The sequence below is a fragment of the Pedobacter westerhofensis genome (genome assembly GCF_900182595.1).
Taxonomy (GTDB): Bacteria; Bacteroidota; Bacteroidia; order Sphingobacteriales; family Sphingobacteriaceae; genus Pedobacter; species Pedobacter westerhofensis.
Genome location: NZ_FXTN01000001.1, coordinates 375,865 through 396,688 on the forward strand (window position 1 = coordinate 375,865; position 20,824 = coordinate 396,688).

Consider the following 20,824-nt stretch of genomic DNA (forward strand, 5'->3'; position numbering starts at 1 on the left):
CCCGATATTGCCCCTCAGAACTCCATTATTCCACTTTTCATTTATTCAGATGTACATTTGGACAAATTGAATGAGATACGGGGGGTTATATGGCTGAAAATTTGTTATTTTGAACCGTCATATATTTGAAGTAATGCTCATAAAAAACAAAACATGTCAAGCGTAGCAAAAAAAGAAGAAAGCACCAATATCCTATCAATTGATATAGGCGGAACAAGTATCAAGGCTTGTATCTTAACAGAAAAAGGTGATTTATTCTCCGAATACACAAAGCTCCCTACGCCAAAACACTCTACCCCTGAAGCCGTAATCAGTGTAATAAACGAACTTGTTGCCCCTATGGCTCCCTACGGCAAAGTTGCCATGGGCTTTCCCGGTTATGTAAAATGCGGTATCGTAGAAACGGCGCCTAACCTGGCAAAGAATAAATGGGCCGGTTTTCCACTGGCACAACAGGTGAGCGACCTGCTGCAGAAACCCGTAAGGCTGATCAATGATGCCGATCAGCAGGCATTGGGCATCATCAGCGGCACAGGCTTCGAGATCGTGCTTACCCTGGGCACAGGCTTTGGCACAGCGCTTACTTTTGACGGCGAGCTGCTGCCCCACCTGGAACTGTCACACCTTCCTGTAACCAAAAACAAGGATTACGACGACTATGTTGGTGACAGGGCCTACATCAAGGAAGGAAAAAAAGACTGGAACGAACGTGTTCAGCGCGTGATCCAGATTTACAAGACGGTTTTTAACTACGATACGCTTTATCTTGGCGGCGGTAATGCCAAGCAAATAGATTTTGAATTAGATCATAATATACACATTGTCTCAAACAGGGATGGAATAAAAGGTGGTGCCAAATTATGGGCCGCCAAGGAAAAATATCACGTTTTCACAACCTATCCAAAATTAAATTCATCAAATGGAAAGTAAATACACTTTAGGAATGATAGGCCTCGGTACAATGGGGCGAAATTTATTGTTGAACATGGCTGACAACGGCTTCGCCGTTACTGGTTACGACAAAGACCCAAAAATGATCGAGAAACTGAAGGAAGACGGTGCCAAGCACAGTCTGACAGCTTATTCCTCTTTAGAAGATTTCGTAGCAAGCCTGGAATTGCCAAGAAGAATTATGCTTCTGGTACCTGCAGGTCCAATCGTAGACAGCGTAATCAAAGAATTGCAGCCCTTGCTTGAAAAAGGTGATATGATCATTGACAGCGGTAATTCACACTTTACAGATACCAGCAGAAGGGCCATAGAACTTTCTGACCTCGGCATCCATTTCTTTGGAATGGGAATCTCAGGCGGAGAAGAAGGTGCACGTTTCGGACCGAGCATCATGCCGGGCGGCGACAAAACGGCATACGGCAACATGAAGGAAATCCTTGAAGCTGTTTCGGCTAAAGTGAACGGAGATCCATGTGTGGCTTATATTGGTCCCGGAGCTTCAGGCCACTTTGTGAAAATGGTGCATAACGGAATTGAATATTCAATGATGCAGTTACTGGCTGAAAGTTATGACATCATGAAAAATGCACTGGACTATTCTAACGAAGAAATCTACAGTGTTTTTGAAAAATGGAACAACGGACGCCTGCAGTCTTTCCTTCTGGAGGTTACAAGAGATATTTTCAAGGTGAAAGATGATCAGACCGGCAATTTCCTGCTGGATATGATCAAGGACGAAGCAAAATCAAAAGGTACCGGAAAATGGACTTCACAGGTTTCTATGGACCTGCAATTGCCTATCCCTACCATCAACGAAGCCGTAAGCACCAGGGATCTGTCAAAATACAAATCACTGCGTGTAGCTTTATCAAAAGCTTTTGGCGAACACAACACCCTGGCAGAAAATAAAGAACAGTTTATAATTGAATTAGAGCAGGCTTTATATTTCTCGGTGATCACTTCATATGCACAGGGCCTTCACCTGTTATGGCAGGCATCTATCTCTTATGAGTATGAGCTGCAATTGCACGAGATCGCACAGATCTGGCGTGGTGGCTGTATCATCAGGGCCGAATTCCTTGAAGATATTTACCAGGCTTACAAAAAACAACCTGATCTGGAGCATTTGTATGCTGATGCCGGCGTTCAGGAGAAAATGAAAGAAATCCTGCCGGGAATGAGATCAGTAGTGTCACATGCACTGCAAAGCGGTTTAGCTATTCCTGCTTTTGCTTCTGCTCTTACTTATTTCGATTCACTGAGGACAGAAAGAATGCCTTCTAACTTAATTCAGGCACAAAGAGATTTCTTTGGCGCACACAGATTTGAACGTACAGATGCTGAGGGAACTTTCCATGCGATCTGGAATCCTATAAATGCTAAATAATCAAAAGATGAAAACAAGTAAATGCCTCAACCCAACCATATTTGTCATCTTTGGCGGTACTGGTGACCTTAATTTGCGCAAACTTGCGCCAGCGATATACAATTTATATTCTGATGGCTTTATGTCTAAGGAATATGCTATTATTGGGACAGCAAGAAAAAAATTGACGGATGAGGATTTCCGTACTACGATCATGGACGGGGTGAACTCTTTCTCCCGCTCAGGAAAAGTAAAAAAGGAAAAATGGGACGAATTTGCCAAAAATGTATATTACAATTCGGTAGATGTATCTGCACCTGAAACCTTTGCCGTACTCAAAGAAAATATTGAAAAATTAAGGACAGACTTTGGGCCGAAAACACAGGTAATCTATTATCTGGCAGTAGCTCCAAACCTGTTTCCGCTAATTGCGCAATGCCTCGCTACCTATGACCTGGTAGGAAATGAAGACAATTGCCGTATTGTTATCGAGAAACCATTTGGACATGATCTTGAAACCGCTAAAGAGCTGAATAAGTTACTTACCGGCATCTTTACTGAAAAGCAAATCTACAGAATTGACCATTACCTGGGCAAGGAAACTGTTCAGAACATCATGGCTTTTCGCTTTGCAAACTCATTCCTGGAACCGCTCTGGAACCGTACCTATATCGACCATGTACAGATCTCTGTAACGGAGCAGCTGGGTGTGGGCGACCGTGGCGGTTACTATGATGGCTCGGGTGCACTGAGAGATATGATCCAGAACCACATCCTGCAGTTGTTATGCCTGATCGGAATGGAAACACCAATCAACTTTGATGCTGATGAGATCAGGAATAAAAAGGTAGACGTGCTCAAATCGATCCGTCCTTTCTCTCCTGAAGATATCCGCCTGAGCACTGTCCGCGGGCAGTATTCAAAAGGATGGGTAGAAGGTAAAGAAGTTCCGGGCTACAGAACTGAAAAAGATGTAGATCCTGCATCGAATACAGAAACTTTTGCTGCCGCTAAATTCTTTGTAGACAACTGGCGCTGGCAGGGAATTCCTTTCTATGTTCGTACAGGAAAGAGATTATTCCAGACTTCATCACTGATTACGATACAGTTTAAAGATGTACCTCACCAGGTATTTCCTGCAGGCGTAACAGAACACTGGCAGCAAAACAGGCTGATCATCAGTATCCAGCCTGAAATGAGTATCCGTTTACAGGTACAGGCGAAAAGACCGGGACTGGATATGGTGCTTAATCCGGTGGATATGGTTTTTGATTACAAAGGCACGTACAATGCTCAGGCTCCGGAAGCTTATGAAACATTGTTGCTGGATGTAATGATCGCTGATCAGACACAGTTTATGCGTGCAGACCAGGTAGAAAGTGCATGGGAATTGTTAATGCCGGTGATCAACGCCTGGGAAAGCAAAACTTCACTGAGCTTCCCTAATTACCCTGCAGATTCATGGGGCCCTGAAGATGCCGAAGCGCTGATTGCAAGGGATGGTTTCCACTGGTTTACACTACCTTTAAAAAACAAGGATTAACATGAACTTACTTATCTATAAAACAAAGGCTGAACTGCTGAAAGACCTGGCAGAGTATGTTATTACCATTGGCGAGAAGGCAATTGCCGAAAACGGATGTTTTAATTTTGTACTTACCGGCGGCAATTCTCCAAAAGACTTGTACACCATGCTGGCTATGGATTACAGGGAGAAACTGGACTGGACTAAAGTTTATTTCTTTATGGGCGATGAACGCAATGTTCCTCCCGGACATGAAAGCTATAATGGTTTGATGGCGAGAAAATCAATTATCGATCCATTGAATATAGCTGCTGATCACGTCTTTTTTGTAGATACTACACAAGCTCCGGAAAAAGCAGCGATAGAATATGCCAAAGAAATCTCCACACATTTTAAAGGCGCAGATCTGTCATTCGACCTGATCTTACTGGGAATGGGCGATGATGCGCATACCGCTTCCCTTTTCCCGGGAACTGAAGTTCTTGGCAATAAAGATGTTACTGTAGATTCTGTTTTTGTAGAGAAACTAGATACCTACAGGATCACTTTCACTGCACCGCTGATCAACAAAGCCAAAAATGTAGCTTTCCTTGTTTTTGGTGAAGCTAAAGCTGAAGCAATCAAACATGTGATTGAAGATCAAACCAAAAATACGCAACTTTACCCTTCACAACTGATTGATCCGATAGACGGAAGCCTTACTTTCTTTTTAGATAGCGAAGCTGCCAAGTTGCTGGATAACTAGTTAAAAGGCCTAAAATTTACAGTCCTGTTCTGAGTAAAACGGAACAGGGCTTTTTATTGGTTGCCAGACCTGGTTTTAAAGCCGATCATCGTTCTCGGAACTTCATCTTTTTCTTTAAATTTTCTCAAATAACGGATTAAAGATCCAATTTTTTCATCCTGTTTACCCAGCCTTTTTTCAATCTGTTCCACTAACAGTGAAACATCTTTGTGCAAAAGCATGGTTTCCCTCAGCTTTACAAACAGCTCGATAATGCGTATACTCATCGCTATGGCCCTTTCGCTCCTCAAAACATTGGATAATTGGAGTATTCCATGCTCGGTAAACGCATAGGGCAATGTACCCCCAAGCTGTTGTTTCGAAGGTATCGCATTTTGCGATACCATGTTTAAAGCCTCTTCAGGCGTTAATTGAAACATAAAGTTCAGCGGAAATCTCTCAGGATTACGCTTTACCTGCTCCCTTAAACGGATGGGCTTAACATCATAAAGTTCCGCGAGATCTTTGTCAAGCATGACCTTCTGATCCCTGATTTTATAGATCCTGTTCAACAGAATTTCATCTGGAATATTTTGTTTTCTGACATCTTTATCTTTTAAGATTCTAACTTGATACCATTATTCAAATTAAAAAAATTTACTCACAGTTTATGCTAAACAATTTTTAATTTGCCGATGTTATAACATTATAGCCCTGGGATTTCAAATGATGCATACTGAGACAGAAGTTTTAATTATTGGGGGCGGACTGGCCGGGCTAACGGCTGCCCTGCATTTGCATCGCGCAGGAATCGGGGTGATGATTGTTGAAAAAGCCAGCTATCCGCATCATAAAGTATGTGGCGAATATATTTCAAATGAAGTGCTGCCCTACCTGCAATGGCTGGATGCCGATCCCCGTGTGCTGGGCGCAACAGAAATCACTACCCTTCAGTTTTCGGTTCTTTCCGGAAAAAGTATACATACCACATTACCAATGGGTGGATTTGGGATCAGCAGGTTTATCCTCGACAACTTCCTTTACGAGCAATTTAAAAGCAGAGGCGGAACTGTTGCCCGGGATACAGTAAGCGAAGTACGCTTTGAAAACGATCAATTTAAGATCAGCACACTGTCCGGAAAAAATATTTCTGCCCGGCAGGTAATAGGGGCATATGGTAAACGTTCTGCAATGGACCTTAAATTAAAAAGAACTTTCATACAGGAAAAATCGCCGTATCTGGCAGTAAAAGCTCATTATTCCGGAACATTCCCCAGCCATCTGGTAGGGCTGCACAATTTCCGCGGCGGCTATTGCGGGGTATCTAAGGTTGAAGAGCAAAAGATCAATATCTGCTACCTGGCCGATTACCGTAGTTTTAAAGCATATAAAAACATCAACAGCTATCAGCAGCAGGTGCTTGGTGAAAATAAACACCTGAGAAATATCTTTGAGCAGGCCGAACCGTTATTTGAACCATTAACGGTCAGTCAGCTCGCTTTCGGGGCAAAGGAAGCGGTTAACGATCATATCCTGATGATTGGAGACACCGCAGGATTGATTCATCCGCTTTGCGGGAATGGAATGGCTATGGCCATTAACAGTGCAAAGATCTGTGCCGAACTGCTGACTGCATTTTTAGGGAATAAGATTGCCGGCAGATCTGTGCTCGAGAAACTGTATATTTCTTCCTGGGATAAGCAATTCAGATCGAGATTACGGATGGGCAGTATCCTTTCTTATATATTGGGGAAAGAAAGCTTAGCGGATATGATACTGAAAGGGATGATCAGTATCCCGCCACTACTGCCGCTGATCATCAGAAAAACCCATGGCGAAATTTTAACCGTAGACCAATAGATGTTTGTAGATACAACGCAAAGAAGTACCGCTCCGGAGATCATGGACGATTTTCAGATGGAAGGAGAAATATTAAGAGATGCACTGGATAAAATAGCCAGTATTAACCAGCTGCTGGGAGGCAATAAGGTTACTCTGGAAGGAATTACCGCACTGATCAGGGAGCAACCAAAACAGAAGGTTATCCGTATTGTTGATATTGGATGTGGAAATGGAGATATGCTGAGGGCCCTCGCTGATTATGCGCTTAAGAATGATTTAAACTTTATACTGAAGGGCATTGATGCCAATGCGTTTACAGTAAATCATGCAGGCAGATTATCATCGTCTTATTCAAATATCAGTTATAAATGTACGGATATTTTTGACACGCAGAAGGAAATCGAAAACTGCGACATCATCCTCTGCACGCTTACCCTGCATCATTTTACCGACGGTCAGATTATGGCCTTGCTGCAAAGGTTTGGGAAATCTGCCACACTGGGCTATGTCATCAATGATTTGCAGCGCAGTGCCATCGCCTATCATCTTTTTGAGGCCCTGTGTTTTGTATTCCGTTTAAATTATATGTCGCGCCAGGACGGCCTGGTATCTATCCTCAGGGGTTTTAAGAAAGCAGACCTGCTCTCCTACGCACAAAAACTAAATCTAAAAAATTCTCTTATCCGGTGGAAATGGGCATTCCGCTATCAATGGATCGTAAAATTATGAGTGTAAAAATAAAGGCCGTGAACAAAACCCTGCCCAATTATTCAAGGAATACAAGTGAAATTATGCCCTTTCTTGACATGTGGCTGCATGGACAGGAAGACCGTTTCATCAGAAAAGTGAAAAAGATTTTTGAAAATGCCATGGTAGACCGCAGATACTCTATTATGTCGCCTGAGGAAGTTTTCAGTGATCTCAGCTTTGAGGAAAGAAACGAAATTTATATCAGGGAAGGAATTAAACTGGGTGCTAAATGCCTACAAGGCGCGATTGATAAAGCAGGATGGCGGAGCAAGGATATTGATTTTTTAATTACAGTGAGCTGTACCGGAATTATGATCCCTTCACTGGATGCCTACCTGATCAACATGCTGGGACTGCGCCAGGATATTGTAAGGCTGCCGGTAACTGAAATGGGCTGTGTTGCAGGGGTGTCAGGAATGATTTACGCGAAGAATTTCCTGAAAGCCAATCCCGGAAAACGCGCGGCGGTTGTTTCCGTGGAATCGCCGACGGCCACCTTCCAGCTCAATGACTATTCAATGGCCAACATTGTGAGTGCTGCCATTTTTGGTGACGGGGCAGCCTGTGCGCTGCTTTCTTCCCATCCGGAGGACGAGGGTCCCGAGGTGCTGAATGAACAAATGTACCACTTCTATGATGCGGAAGGCCTGATGGGCTTTAAACCCACCAATACGGGCCTGCAAATGGTGCTGGATATAGGTGTGCCGGATGCCATTGAAAAACATTTTCCGGACATACTCCACCCCTTTCTTGCGCAGAGTGGCCTGGAAATCGGGGATATGGATTACCTGATCTTTCATCCCGGCGGAAAAAAGATCATCATGCTGGTAGAAGCTCTGTTTAGTGATCTGGGCAAAAACATTGATGAGACCAAAGAGGTTTTAAGATTGTATGGCAACATGTCAAGCGCCACAGTATTGTATGTACTGGAACGCATCATGGACAGCAAACCGGAAAGCGGCAGCTACGGACTGATGCTTAGCTTTGGCCCCGGTTTTACAGCACAGCGACTTTTATTGCGCTGGTAAAAGATTTTTGTGTTTACTTTACAAAAAATGATTTTTTAATTTAATAATACAAATGACAGCACAGGAGATAGTAGCAAAATTACCTTACAGCAAGCCCTTTCTTTTTGTAGATGAGCTTTTACAAATCGATGAAAACGGAGCAGTTGGAACATTCACCTACGATAAAGACCTTGATTTTTACAAAGGCCACTTTAAAGACTCACCGGTTACTCCGGGGGTAATCATGACAGAAACGATGGCTCAGATCGGCCTGGTTTGTTTGGGCATCTACCTTTATGGCGACAGCAATGCAGATATGAAAGCACATGTGATGCTGACTTCAGTTGCAGTAGATTTTATGAAGCCCGTATTCCCGGGAGAGAAAGTTACCGTAAAGGCAGAAAAAGTTTATTTCCGCTTTAAGAAACTGAACTGCAATGTGGTAATGACCAACGAAGCCGGAGAAACCGTGTGCAAAGGAAACATTTCGGGTATGGTAACTGCCAAACTGCAATCCTAACACTGCATGGATAAGCGCGTTGTGATCACCGGATTAGGAGTTGTTTCACCCAACGGGACAGATCTTGCACAGTTCAGGCATGCCATCAGAAATGGTATCTCCGGGATCAGACATGATCCCCAGCTGGAGAAACTGCTCTTTTCCTGCCAGATTGCAGGAAAACCTGTGATTGACGATGAGCGTTTACAGCAATACTTTAGCCCGCTGGAACTGCGGGGCCTGCAGAGTACAGGCATTGTTTATGGCGTGATCGCTGGCATGGATGCCTGGAAGAATGCAGGATTGGAACCGGCAGCGCCGGATGGTACGCCCTACTGGGAATGTGGTTCTGTATTTGGCACCGGCACATCGGGGATAGATAAATTCCGGGAAGCTATCTATAAGGTGGATGATTTACAGATCCGTAAACTGGGCAGTACCGTAGTAGCACAAACCATGAACAGTGGCGTGAGCGCTTATCTTTCCGGAAAACTGGGACTGGGCAACCAGATATCTACCAATTCATCCGCCTGTGCTACTGGCGTGGAAAGCATTTTAATGGCATATGAGCGTATAAAGAGCGGCAAGGCTACCCTAATGCTGGCCGGCAGTACAAGTGACAGCGGGGCTTATATCTGGGGCGGATTTGATGCTATGAAGATATGCCCGTACCAGTACAATGACCAGCCTGAAAAAGGCTGCAGGCCAATGAGTGCTTCGGCCAGGGGATTTGTGCCCGGAAGTGGTGCCGGCGCAGTGGTCCTGGAAACATTGGAAAGCGCCCTGGGCAGAGGGGCCCGCATTTATGCAGAAGTGCTCGGCGGGCATGTAAACTCTGGCGGACAGCGCGGTTCCGGAACAATGACTGCCCCGAATAATGAGGGCGTACAGCGCTGCATCACCATGGCAATTAAGGAAGCGGGCATCGGCAGTGGGGATATTGATGTGATCAACGGACATCTTACCGCTACCTCAAAAGACGTTACAGAGATCAGGAACTGGGCCGCTGCCATGGCCCGCCAGGGAGGCGCATTCCCGTATATCAATTCGCTCAAGGGAATGATTGGTCACTGTATCAGCGCCGCGGGAAGTATAGAAAGCGTAGCTTCAGTATTACAGCTTTCGGAGGGCTTTATCTCTCCCAATATCAATTGTGAAGACCTGCATCCCGCCATTGCACAGCTGGTTGATCCCAAACGCATTCCAACAGCATGCATGGAACATGATTTTAACATTCTTGCCAAGGCCAGTTTTGGCTTTGGAGATATAAATGCCTGTATCATTTTTAAAAAATATCAACATGGATAAAGAAGAATTCATTTCAGAACTGAAAACCATTGTCACACCCTACACTCAGGAGCCGGAAGCGCTTGATCACATCAGTGAGGATACAGATTTTATTAAAGATCTGAAAATCAATTCGGCCAATCTGGTAGATGTAGTACTGGATGTTGAAGAAAAGTTTGGGATAGAAATTGATAATGATGCTATGGCACGCATGCTCACTGTAAGGGCAGCAATAGAAATCATTGAAGATAAACTTGCCGCAAGTGGCAGGGAATGACCTGGTAGACCTGAAACAGGCTGCCAGGGACAGCAACTGGCAGAGAAAAGGATATCTGCAAAAGATTTGCACCGCTGAGGAAGAGCAGCTGATTTTATCGGCAGCTGATCCGCATACCATGCTATGGCTGATCTGGACAATGAAGGAAGCGAGCTACAAGGTGGTCAACAGATTATCCGGTATGCGCAGCTATGCTCCGCGATCTTTCGTATGCAGCGGCCTGCATATGCAGGGAAGCAGCGTAAGGGCATCTGTCGCTTTTTATGAGTTCAGCTTATTCATCAACGCTGAAGTGAGTACGGAGATGGTCCACACTGTGGCGGTCCTCCGCGAAGAAGAACTGGGACAACTGCAAACTCATTACCTGAATTATACTCCCGGATATGTGTCTGATTTTAATCAGTCACACCCGGGATATATTCTTTCAAAAAACGGAGCAGGTTTGCCCCAGGTAAGGCAGCTCCCAGGCCCGCAGATACTGGAGGCTTCAGTGAGCCATCACGGCAGGTATGCTGCTATTGTGTTTTCTGCTCCTCTTTATGCAGGTTCTCCTCAATGAGCAGATTGATGATCCCGTCGGCCATACCCACTCTTGGCACATAAACCTGTTTGATTCCTGTCCATTTCATCAGGGTAATAAATATCTCCGCAGCCGGGATAATCACATCTGCGCGGTCTGGATTTAAGCCAAAAACCTGGATCCTTTCCTTTAAAGAATGACTGTTAAGCTGGTTAAATAACGATTTAAGCTTTAAAAAGGTGAGCGGCATCCCTTCTTTCTCATTCGCCATGCGATAAAGCTTATTGATATTTCCGCCTGTACCGATTCCGGCGAGGTTCTTATGATATTTGGTTTGTTCTTTTACCCAGAGTTTCATTTCTTCCCATGTCTCCTCTTTATCCTGGTTATCCAGAATACGGATGGTCCCGATATCGAACGACTTTGAAGCAACAGGCACTTTATTTACAAAAACTGACAGCTCGGTACTACCCCCGCCCACATCTATGTACAGATAATTTTTCCTGATGTCCAGGCTGTCTTCAATATGATTAGCATAAATAATGTTTGCTTCCCTCTGGCCTTCAATAATTTCCAGATCGACCCCTGCACGCTCGCTGATCAGTTTAATAATTTCCTGCCCGTTACCTGCCTCACGCATAGACGAGGTGGCACAGGCGAGATATTTTGATACCTGGTAAACGTCCATCAGGTTTTTAAAAGCCGACATGGTTTTCAGCAGGTCTTCAATCTTGCGCTCAGAAATTTTATGATCTAAAAAGGCATCATCTCCCAACCGTAGCGGAACCCTTACCAATGTGTTTTTTTTAAAACTAAAACCATTGTCACTTTGGGTGATATCTGCAATAAGCAGTCTAACAGCATTGGAGCCAACGTCAATTGCAGCGTATCTGAGCATAATTGTTATTGATGTTTATTTTTTAAGTAATTATAAGTCTGAACTTGTGCCCTCACTTTCGTGCTGATACGGTTTTTATGGTATTTGTTATTGTTCATCCGGGTGATGTCCCTGGCTTTCACATTATCCTGCAACTGGAAATCGATGATGTCCCTGATCTCCTGTTTTACCTCGGGATCAAGCACCGGAAAGCCCACCTCAACGCGGTGTTCAAAGTTCCTGCTCATCAGATCGGCAGAAGAAAGGTAGATCTCTTCCTTACCGTTATTTCCAAAAACAAATACACGGGCATGTTCCAGGAATTTGTCAATGATGCTGATCACGGTAATATTTTCACTAAAACCTTTCACACCGGGTATTAAACAGCAAATCCCCCGTACGATCAGTTTCACCCGCACGCCTGCATTACTGGCATCATATAATTTCTCTACAATACCTTCGTCGGCAAGACTGTTTACCTTGAAAATCAGGTAAGCTGGTTTTCCTGATTTGGCGATTTTGATTTCACGGTCTATCAGTTGATAGAACCTGTTCCTGGTATCCAGCGGCGACACAATCAGGTGTTTGAATCCTGTAGCTACGGTTTTTTTGTTCAACGCAGCAAAAAGTTTGATCAGATCGTGTGTAATCTCTTTCTTCGCCGTAAAAATACTATGGTCGCAATAAAGCCTCGCGGTTTTCTCATTGAAGTTGCCTGTGGCAAGATTCGCATAATACACTGGCCTGCCTTTTTCTATACGTGTAACCAGGCAGATCTTGGAGTGAACTTTATAATCTGTCAGTCCGTAATTTACCTGAACACCTTCTTCCTCCAGCCTGTTTGTCCAGAAGATATTGGCCTGCTCATCAAAGCGGGCCTTGAGCTCAACCAGGCAGTTTACCTTTTTACCGTTCTTGGCGGCATTGATTAAAGCATTAATTACCCTTGAATCTTCTGCAAGCCTGTACAGCGTAATATTGATCGCCGTCACTTTGGGATCAATTGCAGCCTCACGCAGAAACAGGATGATATAATCGTACGACTGATAAGGCAGGTTGATCAGGTAATCCCTTTCTGCAATCTTATCAAAAATACTTTGGGTACGGTGCAGCCCATGAACTTTTAATGGAACCGTAGGTGCATATTCAAGGCTTTTGTCGCCCACATTAGGGAAGCGGATAAAATCTCCAAAGCGGTGGTACCTGTTTCCGGGGATCAGGCTTTCTGCTTCGATCTTCATTTTGGCCACCAGCACGCCCAGCATATCAAAGGGCATTGCCGTATCATACAACAAACGCATGGGCTTGCCCTTTTTGCGCTTATCCAGACTGGTTTTGAGCTCATCAATAAACTTTTCGCTCACGTTTTTATCGATGTCGAGCTCCGCATCCCGTGTAAGCTGAATGGAAAAAGCATCCATCTCATCATACTTAAACACATAAAAGATATCATCAAGGCAATATTTGATGATGTCTTCTGCAAGGATGATAAACTTCAGACCATTGGTTTCTGGCAGTACCAAAAACCTGGGAAGGTTGGGTGGCAATTCGATCAGTGCATATTTCTCATCCTTTTTGCCGGTTTTCTTTTTGAGCCGCACAAAAAAGTAGAGATAGCGGTCTTTGAGCTCCGGAAATGGTTTCTCAAGGTCAACCATAATCGGTACCAGGTTGGACAGGATTTTGTCCCGGAAATGCTCTCTTACAAATTCTCCCCGGGCAACGTTGAGCTGTGTATCATTGAGAATAAATATGCGGTTCTGAGCCAGTTCATTGATCAGCGTTGCCTGGAAAAGCTGCTCAAATTTACGTTCCTGCCGAACAACAATATTTTTTATCTCATTGAGGATCTTTTTTGGATTGAACCCTAAAAGCTCCTTTGTTTTGTCGTTTAAATTGGACAGGCGCATCATTGTTGCTACCCTCACCCGGTAAAACTCTTCGAGGTTGGATGAAAATATCGAGAGGAATTTTATTCTTTCAATAAGGGGTACAGTTTCATCCGCCGCTTCCTGCAAAACCCGTTCATTAAAATATAACCAGCTAATCTCTCTATTTAAAAATGGTACCTTCTTTTTAGTCATGGATCAGAATCAAAATTCCCTGCGGGGAGCGGATGTTCAAAACTGCATATTCTATTGTTAAATCCATGTTAATTATTCAGGGCTTAACCATAGGAAAACCGCATTTTATTTACTGTCATCATTAGCCTGATCTGCAGCTGCGCCAGTAGATTTTGCCGGAGCAGAAGTTGTGGCAGAAGCTGTAGTTTGGGCAGCCGGTGTTTTTCTTGCAGCGGGTCTTCCTGCTTTTCTGGCTGCCGGAGTTTTTGTATCATCTGATGCTGCTGCAGGTTTAACTGCGGCAGGAGTTTTTGCACTGCGGGGTCTAGCGGCGGGTGTTTTTGTCGCGGGCGTTTTTGAAGCTGGTGTTTTTAAAGCTGGTGTTTTTGTAGTGCTGACAGGAGCATCAACAGGCTTCGCAGGCGTTGTAACTGGTTTAGTCACTGCAGCAGCAGATTCAGTTTTGGCCGCTGTAGTTTTGATCGCACGCTTTGCTCTTTGAACAGGTGCGGCAGTTTCTGCTTTTGCCTGTACAGTTGCTGCCTTAACAGGTTTGGCTATGGCACTTGCTGCTTTCTCTGCTGTTTCAATGGCAGGCACTTTGATACTGCTTACCACCGGCTTTGCTTTAGAGATCGCTTTTTCTACTTCCTTTTTGGCTTTTTCAGATCCCTTTACTGCGGATTTCTTAGCCTTTACAGCTTTAGTGCTGATTTCTTGTTCGGTGGACTTAAATTTCTTCGCCAGTTTAGCTGCAACAGTTTTAGCCGCCTTTGCTACATCATCGCCAATTTTTTCAGCATCATGTCCGAGGTGAGTGATTGCCTCAAGGAATTTTTGTGCAAGACTTAATTCTAATTCTTTTTTAACTGCTTTTTTAGCGAGTTTTTTTTGCACTTTTGGTTTTCTGGTTTTCATAAAATATTTTTTAGCCTGAACGTTAAAAGATTAATATTTAAATCTAATATATTTTTTATTCTAAAGCTATAATCATGCCCACTTTCGATATCGTAAGTAAAGTAGATGCGCAAACATTGGATAATGCAATGAACAACGCAAAAAAGGAAATCCTTAACCGTTATGATTTCTCCACCTCCCAAAGCACAATTGACCACGATAAAAAAACCAACGTAATCACCGTGGTTACTGAAGATGACATGCGACTGAAAGCAATTGAGGATTCGATCATTTCAAGAATGGTGAAGCAAAATCTGGATCCCAAAAGCCTTGATTTCGGGAAAGAGCAGTATGCCTCGGGGAACATGATCAGGAAAGAAATTTCGATCAAGGAAGGAATTGACAAAGAAGTAGCCAAGAAAATTGTAGCCAAGATCAAAGCCAGCGGGCTTAAAGTTCAGCCTTCGATGATGGACGATCAGGTAAGGGTACAAAGCAAAAACATAGACGACCTGCAGAAAGTGATTGCATTGTGCAAAAGTGAAGACTTTGGCCAGCCTTTACAATTCATCAATATGCGTAACTAATGGAAATTGCGGAGAACGGATTTATCTTTTCTGACGACAAAAACCTGGTTGATGTTACCGCGGTACATCATTACCTGAGCACGCAGTCATACTGGGCCCGGGAAATCCCAAAGGAGATTGTAGCAAAATCGATTGCCAACTCCCTTTGCTTTGGTATTTACAGGGACGGCCGCCAGGCAGGGTTTGCCCGCTGGATCACCGATGGCGCAACGTTCGGATATCTGGCAGATGTGTACGTGGAAGATGAATTCCGCGGACTTGGTTTATCTAAGAAGTTAATGACGATCATGCTTTTCCATGAGGAACTGCAGGGCCTCAGAAGATATATGCTGGCTACGCGGGATGCACATGCCCTGTACAGTCAGTTTGGCTTTGAAGCCCTAGAAAACCCGGACAGCATCATGGCAATTATCATCCAGAATGCCTATCTGAAACACAAAGATTAGTCTAATCTTTGTGCTTTCACTCCTTCTTTGGTAATCACCACAGGTTTGATCAGGCCATCCTTATCAAAGGACATCACATCGATACAGGTTTCCCTGTGGTTACCGTTTGTTTCTGTTAATGGCCGGCGGTGATAAACAATGTACCAGAGGTCTTTCTTCTTGTTGTGAATTACAGAATGGTGCCCGGCACCGGTCGCTATTTTCGGGTCCTGTTTAAGGATCTTTCCTATTCTTTTAAAAGGGCCCATCGGAGAATCGGCTATGGCATATGCTACTGAATAATCAGGGCCTGTCCAGCCACCCTCAGACCACATGAAATAGTATTTTCCGTTTCTGACGAACATATACGGGCCTTCTACGTAACCCTCAGGAGTAATTTCCTTATAAGTAGTCCCATCTTTAAAAGGCACAAGTGTTTTAAAATCATTGCTCAGCCTTGCAACATTGCAATGCTGCCACCCACCGTAAATGATATAATACTGCCCGTCTTTATCCTTAAATACAAACTGGTCTATTGGTTGTGCACCATTATGAAAGCTGTCAATCAGCGGCTTGCCGATATGATCTTTGTAAGGCCCTTCAGGACGATCAGCCACTGCCACTCCTATCCCGCCGCTTTCCTTGTCGCTCTGAATATCGTTTGCCCCGAAAAACAGGAAATATCTTTTATCTTTTTCAACAATTGCAGGGGCCCAGATTGCTTTTTTAGCCCATTTTACCGCGGCTGTATCCAGTACATGCGGATGTTTTTCCCAGCTGACCAGGTCTTTGGAACTGAACGCATCCAGAAATACCTGTTCTTTATAAGGAGCAGAGTAAGTGGGATAAACCCAGTACTGTTTGTTGAAGACAGCAGATTCAGGATCTGCATACCAGCCTTTAAAAATGGGGTTGCCCGAAGTAGTGGCTTGCTGCGCAAAAGCGCCCGAAATGCCGGTAAGCAAAACTAGTAAAAGAGAATTTAGAGATTTCATATTGGCTTTTTACTGGATATGGTCAAAAATACAGGATCAGACAGTTTTCACATCAGTTTCACTGTAGTCCTTAATGTCCGTAATATATCCATTCAAAATCAAAAAATCAAAAAGTGGCTTTGCATCAGGTGTAACGGGCATATTTGCCGTCGTAATTACCTGGTTTGTTTTTTTATCCAGAAAGGGATAGGCAAACAGCTTCACATTTTTGGTAAACATATCACTTACATAACTAAGCAGCTGACTGGAATAATTGCCGCCGAAATTACTGGAGTTGAATACAAATTTCAGGTTATTGATATTGGTAGATATCCCTACGCTCTTGGGTTTGCACCTGTCCAGGTACTTGGCAAGTTTATTATGTCTTGCAAAGTTGGAAACAATGACCAGGTTGCCCGTTTTAAACATTTCTTCGGCACGCTTTGCTACGGCATCGAGATCAATATCTTCAGGAACTTCATCGTTAGCGGTGAGCACATTGGACATCAGCACCTCGATCAGCACACTGAGATTCTCTTTGTTCACATTCTCCGTTCGCCTGAACTGGTCCACAGCATTGTTGAACATGCTGAAATTGGGCAGTGATTTCTGCGCATATTTTGTTCTGAGGATCATGATGTCCTTTTTGTACAGCAGGTCCTTGGCCAGGCAGGGGTTGCCCAGTGAATCAAATATTGCAGCATCGGAGAAGTCCTTCACTACAAGGTATAAATTGAGCAGCACATTGTTGATGCTCTTAAAAGCAGGGCCATTGACCGAGATCAGGTCGATCTCCACCGAGCCAACAGTGAGATTTTCTACCAGGGATTCGATCATCCTTTTGGGATCATCATTGTAATAGAAAGCCGCATAAACAAGGTTTACGCCGATGATCCCCAGCACATTTTGCTGCAGGGCAGCATCAGTATCCAGCAAGCGAACATGAAAAAAGATCTCATTGGGCTCGCCTCCGGGCTCGATCTGGAACTTCACCCCGATCCAGCCGTGGGGGTCATTGGATTTGTTATAATTTAAGGTGGTTACCGTATCTGCAAAAGCGAAAAATGTCCTGCAGTCATATTTTTCTCCGCAGAGTCTTTCAGTAAGCAGGTCGAACTCATGATTGAGCATTTTTTTTAAGCGCGACTGGCTTACATATCTTCCTGTTTCTTCCGCCCCGTAGATGGCGTCACTGAAGGTCATGTCGTAAGCCGACATGGTTTTTGCTACCGTTCCTGAAGCAGCGCCTGCCGTAAAAAAATTACGGGCTACTTCCTGTCCTGCCCCGATCTCAGCAAAAGTTCCGTAAATATCAGGGTTTAGGTTAATATTCAGGGCTTTACGCTTGGTATCAAGAATTTCTCTTTCCATTCCGCAAAAATAGCCAAAAACCCGGAATTTGAGGGATAATTTTAGCTATATTGGTCTTCAGATGTTAAATGTAATCGATCTAAATATTCAGTTCTATAACCAGGAAGAGCGCTCCTGGGTTACAGCCGTTAAGAAAATCAGTTTCCGCGCAGAAAAGGGAAAAGTATTGGGAATCGTTGGTGAATCCGGCTCCGGGAAATCAGTGACCTCCTTTTCTATTATGCGCTTACACGATCCAAAATATGCGAGGATCGGCGGCGACATCATCTTTAATGAGGTGAGCCTGCCGCAGCTGTCAGACGAGGAGATGAATTGTTACCGCGGCAACAGGATAGCGATGATCTTTCAGGAACCAATGACCTCGCTCAACCCGGTCTTTACCTGCGGCTACCAGGTACAGGAGGCAATTATCCTGCACCAGTCGCTCTCAAAGGATGAAGCGCGCGAAAGGACGATTGCGCTTTTCAAAGAGGTGCAGCTCCCCCGTCCGGAACAAATGTTCGAGTCTTATCCTCACCAGCTTTCGGGGGGACAAAAACAAAGGGTGATGATTGCGATGGCGCTGAGCTGCAATCCCGAACTGCTGATCGCCGATGAACCTACCACTGCGCTGGATGTAACCGTCCAGAAGACAATCCTGCAACTGCTGTTAAAAATCAAAACAGAAAGGAACATGGGGATGATCTTTATTTCGCATGACCTGGGCGTGATCAGTGAGATTGCAGACGAAGTTGCCGTGATGTACAAAGGGGAGATTGTTGAACAGGGAACAGTGGATGCACTTTTTCATCATCCGCAGCATCCATATACCAAAGGATTACTGGCCTGCAGGCCCTCTCCGCAGCACCGTTTAAAAAAATTACCGGTAGTGGCAGATTTTATTGGCGCTACTGCCGACCGGCCTGTCGCGCATCTGCTGGCCGGCAACAGCTATTCGCAGGAAGAGATTGACAGCCGGAGGAAAAAATTATACAGCGCCCCGCCCCTGCTCGAAATCAAAAATCTCTGCACCTGGTTCCCCATCAAAAAGGGACTCTTTGGCCAGGCAACAGAGGTGGTAAAAGCAGTAGATGATGTAAGCTTTAAACTTCATCCCGGCGAAACCCTCGGACTGGTTGGCGAGTCTGGCTGTGGCAAAACTACGCTGGGGAGAACTATTCTCAGGCTCACAGAGCCCACATCGGGATCTATCACCTTTGAAGGGCAGGACATCACTCACCTGAAAAGCACTGAACTGAGAAAACTGCGCAGGGAGATCCAGCTGATTTTCCAGGACCCTTATTCTTCCCTTAATCCAAGATTAACCGTAGGGAATGCGCTGATGGAACCCCTGCAGGTGCACCGCGTATTTAACTCTGCCACCCAGCGGCTAAACCATGTACAGCACCTCCTTGAACTGGTAGGCCTGAAACCCGAACACCTGAACAGGTACCCGCACGAGTTTTCCGGCGGCCAGCGCCAGCGTATCGTGATTGCCCGCGCATTAGCTTTACAGCCGAGGCTGATCATCTGCGATGAATCTGTTTCTGCACTCGATGTATCTGTACAGGCGCAGGTGCTTAACCTTTTGCGGTCACTGCAGCAGGAACTCGGGCTCAGCTATATCTTTATCTCGCACGATCTGGCGGTAGTTAAACATTTATCAGACCGTATGATCGTGATGAACAAAGGAAAAATCGAAGAGGAAAACTTTCCGGAAATCATTTACAATGATCCGCAGACAGCGTATACCAAGAAGCTGATTGCTGCAATACCGGGAAGAAGATTCCCTGAATAATTTATAGAATCAGTGCCGGGAAGCATATTAAAAACTTTGCATCCGTGCCTCCGGGAGTTGTTAAAAGCTGAACCTATCTGGCAGGCTGATCAGGCGCAGACAATTGCAGCACAGCGGTGTTCAGTGCCCGCCTGATCTCTCTTTCCTTCAGCTTGTCGTAATTATTCAGCAATACCTGGACTTTGAACCGCGCTACATCCTTACTGATGGCCAGTGTTTTGATGGTTAAGCCGCCAGACGTGATATAATTAGCAAAGCCCTGAACAGATTCATTCAGATAGATTTCGAGTTCCCCCGGAGCGAAACCAAGGCTCAGAGACAGCTCAAACTCAATACTTAGTTTTTTGATGTTTTGTTTCGACTGGTTGATGATCACTGAACTGAACACCACAGAATTAGGAACAATCACCATGTCATTGTCTTCGTTTTGAAGGATCACGTTAATCAAAGTAATATCCAGGATTTTACCTTCGGTATCATGCAATTTGATATGATCGCCGAGGGAGAGGCGATCTGAGAACATGATGATCAGTCCATTGATCATGTTAGTGATATAATCTTTAAATGTGACAGCAATAGCCGCTGCGACGATAGTAATGCTGGTTAAGAATTCCAGGGGGGATTTCCCCATGAAGATCATAAAAGCGATGACCCCAAAAGCCGTATTTAATATAGAGACGATCCTGTTGATCCCCAGAATGAAATTATCTTTGATATTTGGTTTTAAGCGGTGCTTACGGATATACCAATAAATGATAATCAAACGCAGAAAGGAAACAGCGGTACTTGGCCCAAGGAATACAATCAGTGCGGAGTTAGTATTCTCGATCCAGCGATACTTTATAAAAAGATCTGGCTCACTGAATTTAGCATAAACCATCAGCATAAACAGCACGGTCTTTACCAAAATCATAAATATTTCACTTTTAATCTTTCTTTGTTTTTCCTCGATCATTTTTAGCAGGATATATCTTTATCGTTTATTTAAGGGGTCTTTTTTCTGCCAGGTTAAAGCAAACCATCCACCCTGATTATCACTATGCAAAGCTCAGCGGATCATTGTACAAATATACACTAGCTTCTTTTTACCCCATAAATCATTTCA

General features: G+C 44.3%; 21 protein-coding genes. 14 read left to right on the top strand and 7 right to left on the bottom strand.

Translation table 11 applies throughout. The annotated features are described in order from the left end of the window. Positions 1–153: 153 nt before the first annotated feature. From FN831_RS01490 to pgl, 4 genes are read left to right on the top strand one after another with little or no spacing between them, the layout of a single operon-like run. Positions 154–930 carry an ROK family protein gene (locus FN831_RS01490; protein ID WP_142526416.1) on the top strand — a complete coding sequence of 259 codons (777 nt, stop codon included), beginning with the start codon at positions 154–156 and terminating at the stop codon, positions 928–930. Beyond that, the gene (gene gndA / locus FN831_RS01495; RefSeq protein ID WP_142526417.1) at positions 920–2,338 is read left to right on the top strand and encodes an NADP-dependent phosphogluconate dehydrogenase; all 1,419 of its coding nucleotides are present in this window, start codon (positions 920–922) and stop codon (positions 2,336–2,338) included. The genes FN831_RS01490 and gndA overlap by 11 nt, the downstream gene beginning before the upstream one ends. 7 nt (positions 2,339–2,345) lie before the next feature. Then, positions 2,346–3,860 carry a glucose-6-phosphate dehydrogenase gene (zwf, locus tag FN831_RS01500; RefSeq protein WP_142526418.1) on the top strand — a complete coding sequence of 505 codons (1,515 nt, stop codon included), beginning with the start codon at positions 2,346–2,348 and terminating at the stop codon, positions 3,858–3,860. Position 3,861: 1 nt separating this feature from the next. Then, complete coding sequence (gene pgl / locus FN831_RS01505) at positions 3,862–4,587, top strand: 6-phosphogluconolactonase (protein WP_142526419.1); 726 nt, start codon at positions 3,862–3,864, stop codon at positions 4,585–4,587. Positions 4,588–4,640: 53 nt separating this feature from the next. On the opposite strand, the gene FN831_RS01510 is transcribed toward pgl, so the two are convergent. Further along, complete coding sequence (locus tag FN831_RS01510) at positions 4,641–5,138, bottom strand: ORF6N domain-containing protein (protein WP_142526420.1); 498 nt, start codon at positions 5,136–5,138, stop codon at positions 4,641–4,643. 154 nt (positions 5,139–5,292) lie between these two features. Here FN831_RS01510 and FN831_RS01515 point away from each other — a divergent pair, with 154 nt between their 5' ends. Genes FN831_RS01515 through FN831_RS01545 form a run of 7 tightly spaced genes read left to right on the top strand, consistent with a single transcriptional unit; the run spans position 5,293 to position 10,787 of the window. Next, the gene (locus FN831_RS01515) at positions 5,293–6,426 is read left to right on the top strand and encodes an NAD(P)/FAD-dependent oxidoreductase (protein WP_221931236.1); all 1,134 of its coding nucleotides are present in this window, start codon (positions 5,293–5,295) and stop codon (positions 6,424–6,426) included. After that, positions 6,427–7,137: a methyltransferase domain-containing protein gene (locus FN831_RS01520; protein WP_142526421.1), complete on the top strand. Its 711-nt coding sequence runs from the start codon at positions 6,427–6,429 to the stop codon at positions 7,135–7,137. Next, complete coding sequence (locus tag FN831_RS01525; protein ID WP_142526422.1) at positions 7,134–8,186, top strand: type III polyketide synthase; 1,053 nt, start codon at positions 7,134–7,136, stop codon at positions 8,184–8,186. Before FN831_RS01520 ends, FN831_RS01525 begins: the two co-directional genes overlap by 4 nt. Before the next feature lie 52 nt (positions 8,187–8,238). Next, positions 8,239–8,685: a 3-hydroxyacyl-ACP dehydratase FabZ family protein gene (locus FN831_RS01530; RefSeq protein ID WP_142526423.1), complete on the top strand. Its 447-nt coding sequence runs from the start codon at positions 8,239–8,241 to the stop codon at positions 8,683–8,685. A gap of 6 nt (positions 8,686–8,691) precedes the next feature. Next, complete coding sequence (locus FN831_RS01535) at positions 8,692–9,972, top strand: beta-ketoacyl-[acyl-carrier-protein] synthase family protein (RefSeq protein ID WP_142526424.1); 1,281 nt, start codon at positions 8,692–8,694, stop codon at positions 9,970–9,972. Beyond that, the gene (locus FN831_RS01540) at positions 9,965–10,228 is read left to right on the top strand and encodes an acyl carrier protein (protein WP_142526425.1); all 264 of its coding nucleotides are present in this window, start codon (positions 9,965–9,967) and stop codon (positions 10,226–10,228) included. The genes FN831_RS01535 and FN831_RS01540 overlap by 8 nt, the downstream gene beginning before the upstream one ends. Beyond that, positions 10,215–10,787, top strand: coding sequence for a 4'-phosphopantetheinyl transferase family protein (locus FN831_RS01545; RefSeq protein WP_185960346.1), 573 nt, complete (start codon positions 10,215–10,217; stop codon positions 10,785–10,787). Before FN831_RS01540 ends, FN831_RS01545 begins: the two co-directional genes overlap by 14 nt. Here the strand turns inward: FN831_RS01545 and FN831_RS01550 are convergent. The 3 genes from FN831_RS01550 to FN831_RS01560 form a co-directional block, all read right to left on the bottom strand. After that, positions 10,744–11,646: a Ppx/GppA phosphatase family protein gene (locus FN831_RS01550; protein WP_142526427.1), complete on the bottom strand. Its 903-nt coding sequence runs from the start codon at positions 11,644–11,646 to the stop codon at positions 10,744–10,746. The genes FN831_RS01545 and FN831_RS01550 overlap by 44 nt on opposite strands. Positions 11,647–11,651: 5 nt before the next feature. After that, positions 11,652–13,709, bottom strand: a complete 2,058-nt coding sequence (gene ppk1 / locus FN831_RS01555; RefSeq protein ID WP_142526428.1) for a polyphosphate kinase 1 — start codon at positions 13,707–13,709, stop codon at positions 11,652–11,654. A 105-nt stretch (positions 13,710–13,814) separates the two neighbouring features. After that, the gene (locus FN831_RS01560; protein WP_142526429.1) at positions 13,815–14,606 is read right to left on the bottom strand and encodes a hypothetical protein; all 792 of its coding nucleotides are present in this window, start codon (positions 14,604–14,606) and stop codon (positions 13,815–13,817) included. A gap of 74 nt (positions 14,607–14,680) precedes the next feature. Here FN831_RS01560 and FN831_RS01565 point away from each other — a divergent pair, with 74 nt between their 5' ends. Both FN831_RS01565 and FN831_RS01570 read left to right on the top strand, forming a co-directional pair. After that, positions 14,681–15,172: a YajQ family cyclic di-GMP-binding protein gene (locus tag FN831_RS01565; protein ID WP_142526430.1), complete on the top strand. Its 492-nt coding sequence runs from the start codon at positions 14,681–14,683 to the stop codon at positions 15,170–15,172. Beyond that, complete coding sequence (locus FN831_RS01570) at positions 15,172–15,618, top strand: GNAT family N-acetyltransferase (RefSeq protein WP_142526431.1); 447 nt, start codon at positions 15,172–15,174, stop codon at positions 15,616–15,618. Before FN831_RS01565 ends, FN831_RS01570 begins: the two co-directional genes overlap by 1 nt. On the opposite strand, the gene FN831_RS01575 is transcribed toward FN831_RS01570, so the two are convergent. Together FN831_RS01575 and FN831_RS01580 are read right to left on the bottom strand one after the other, a co-directional pair. Beyond that, on the bottom strand, positions 15,615–16,592 hold the full coding sequence (locus FN831_RS01575) for a glycoside hydrolase family 43 protein (RefSeq protein WP_142526432.1): 978 nt from the start codon (positions 16,590–16,592) through the stop codon (positions 15,615–15,617). The genes FN831_RS01570 and FN831_RS01575 overlap by 4 nt on opposite strands. A gap of 36 nt (positions 16,593–16,628) precedes the next feature. Further along, the gene (locus tag FN831_RS01580) at positions 16,629–17,942 is read right to left on the bottom strand and encodes a nicotinamide mononucleotide adenylyltransferase (protein WP_142526433.1); all 1,314 of its coding nucleotides are present in this window, start codon (positions 17,940–17,942) and stop codon (positions 16,629–16,631) included. Between the two features lie 61 nt (positions 17,943–18,003). On the opposite strand from FN831_RS01580, the gene FN831_RS01585 reads away from it, so the two are divergent. Continuing rightward, positions 18,004–19,719 carry an ABC transporter ATP-binding protein gene (locus FN831_RS01585; RefSeq protein WP_142526434.1) on the top strand — a complete coding sequence of 572 codons (1,716 nt, stop codon included), beginning with the start codon at positions 18,004–18,006 and terminating at the stop codon, positions 19,717–19,719. Between the two features lie 73 nt (positions 19,720–19,792). Here FN831_RS01585 and FN831_RS01590 read toward each other — a convergent pair whose 3' ends face one another. Then, on the bottom strand, positions 19,793–20,632 hold the full coding sequence (locus FN831_RS01590; protein WP_246101289.1) for a mechanosensitive ion channel family protein: 840 nt from the start codon (positions 20,630–20,632) through the stop codon (positions 19,793–19,795). Positions 20,633–20,824 lie beyond the last annotated feature (192 nt).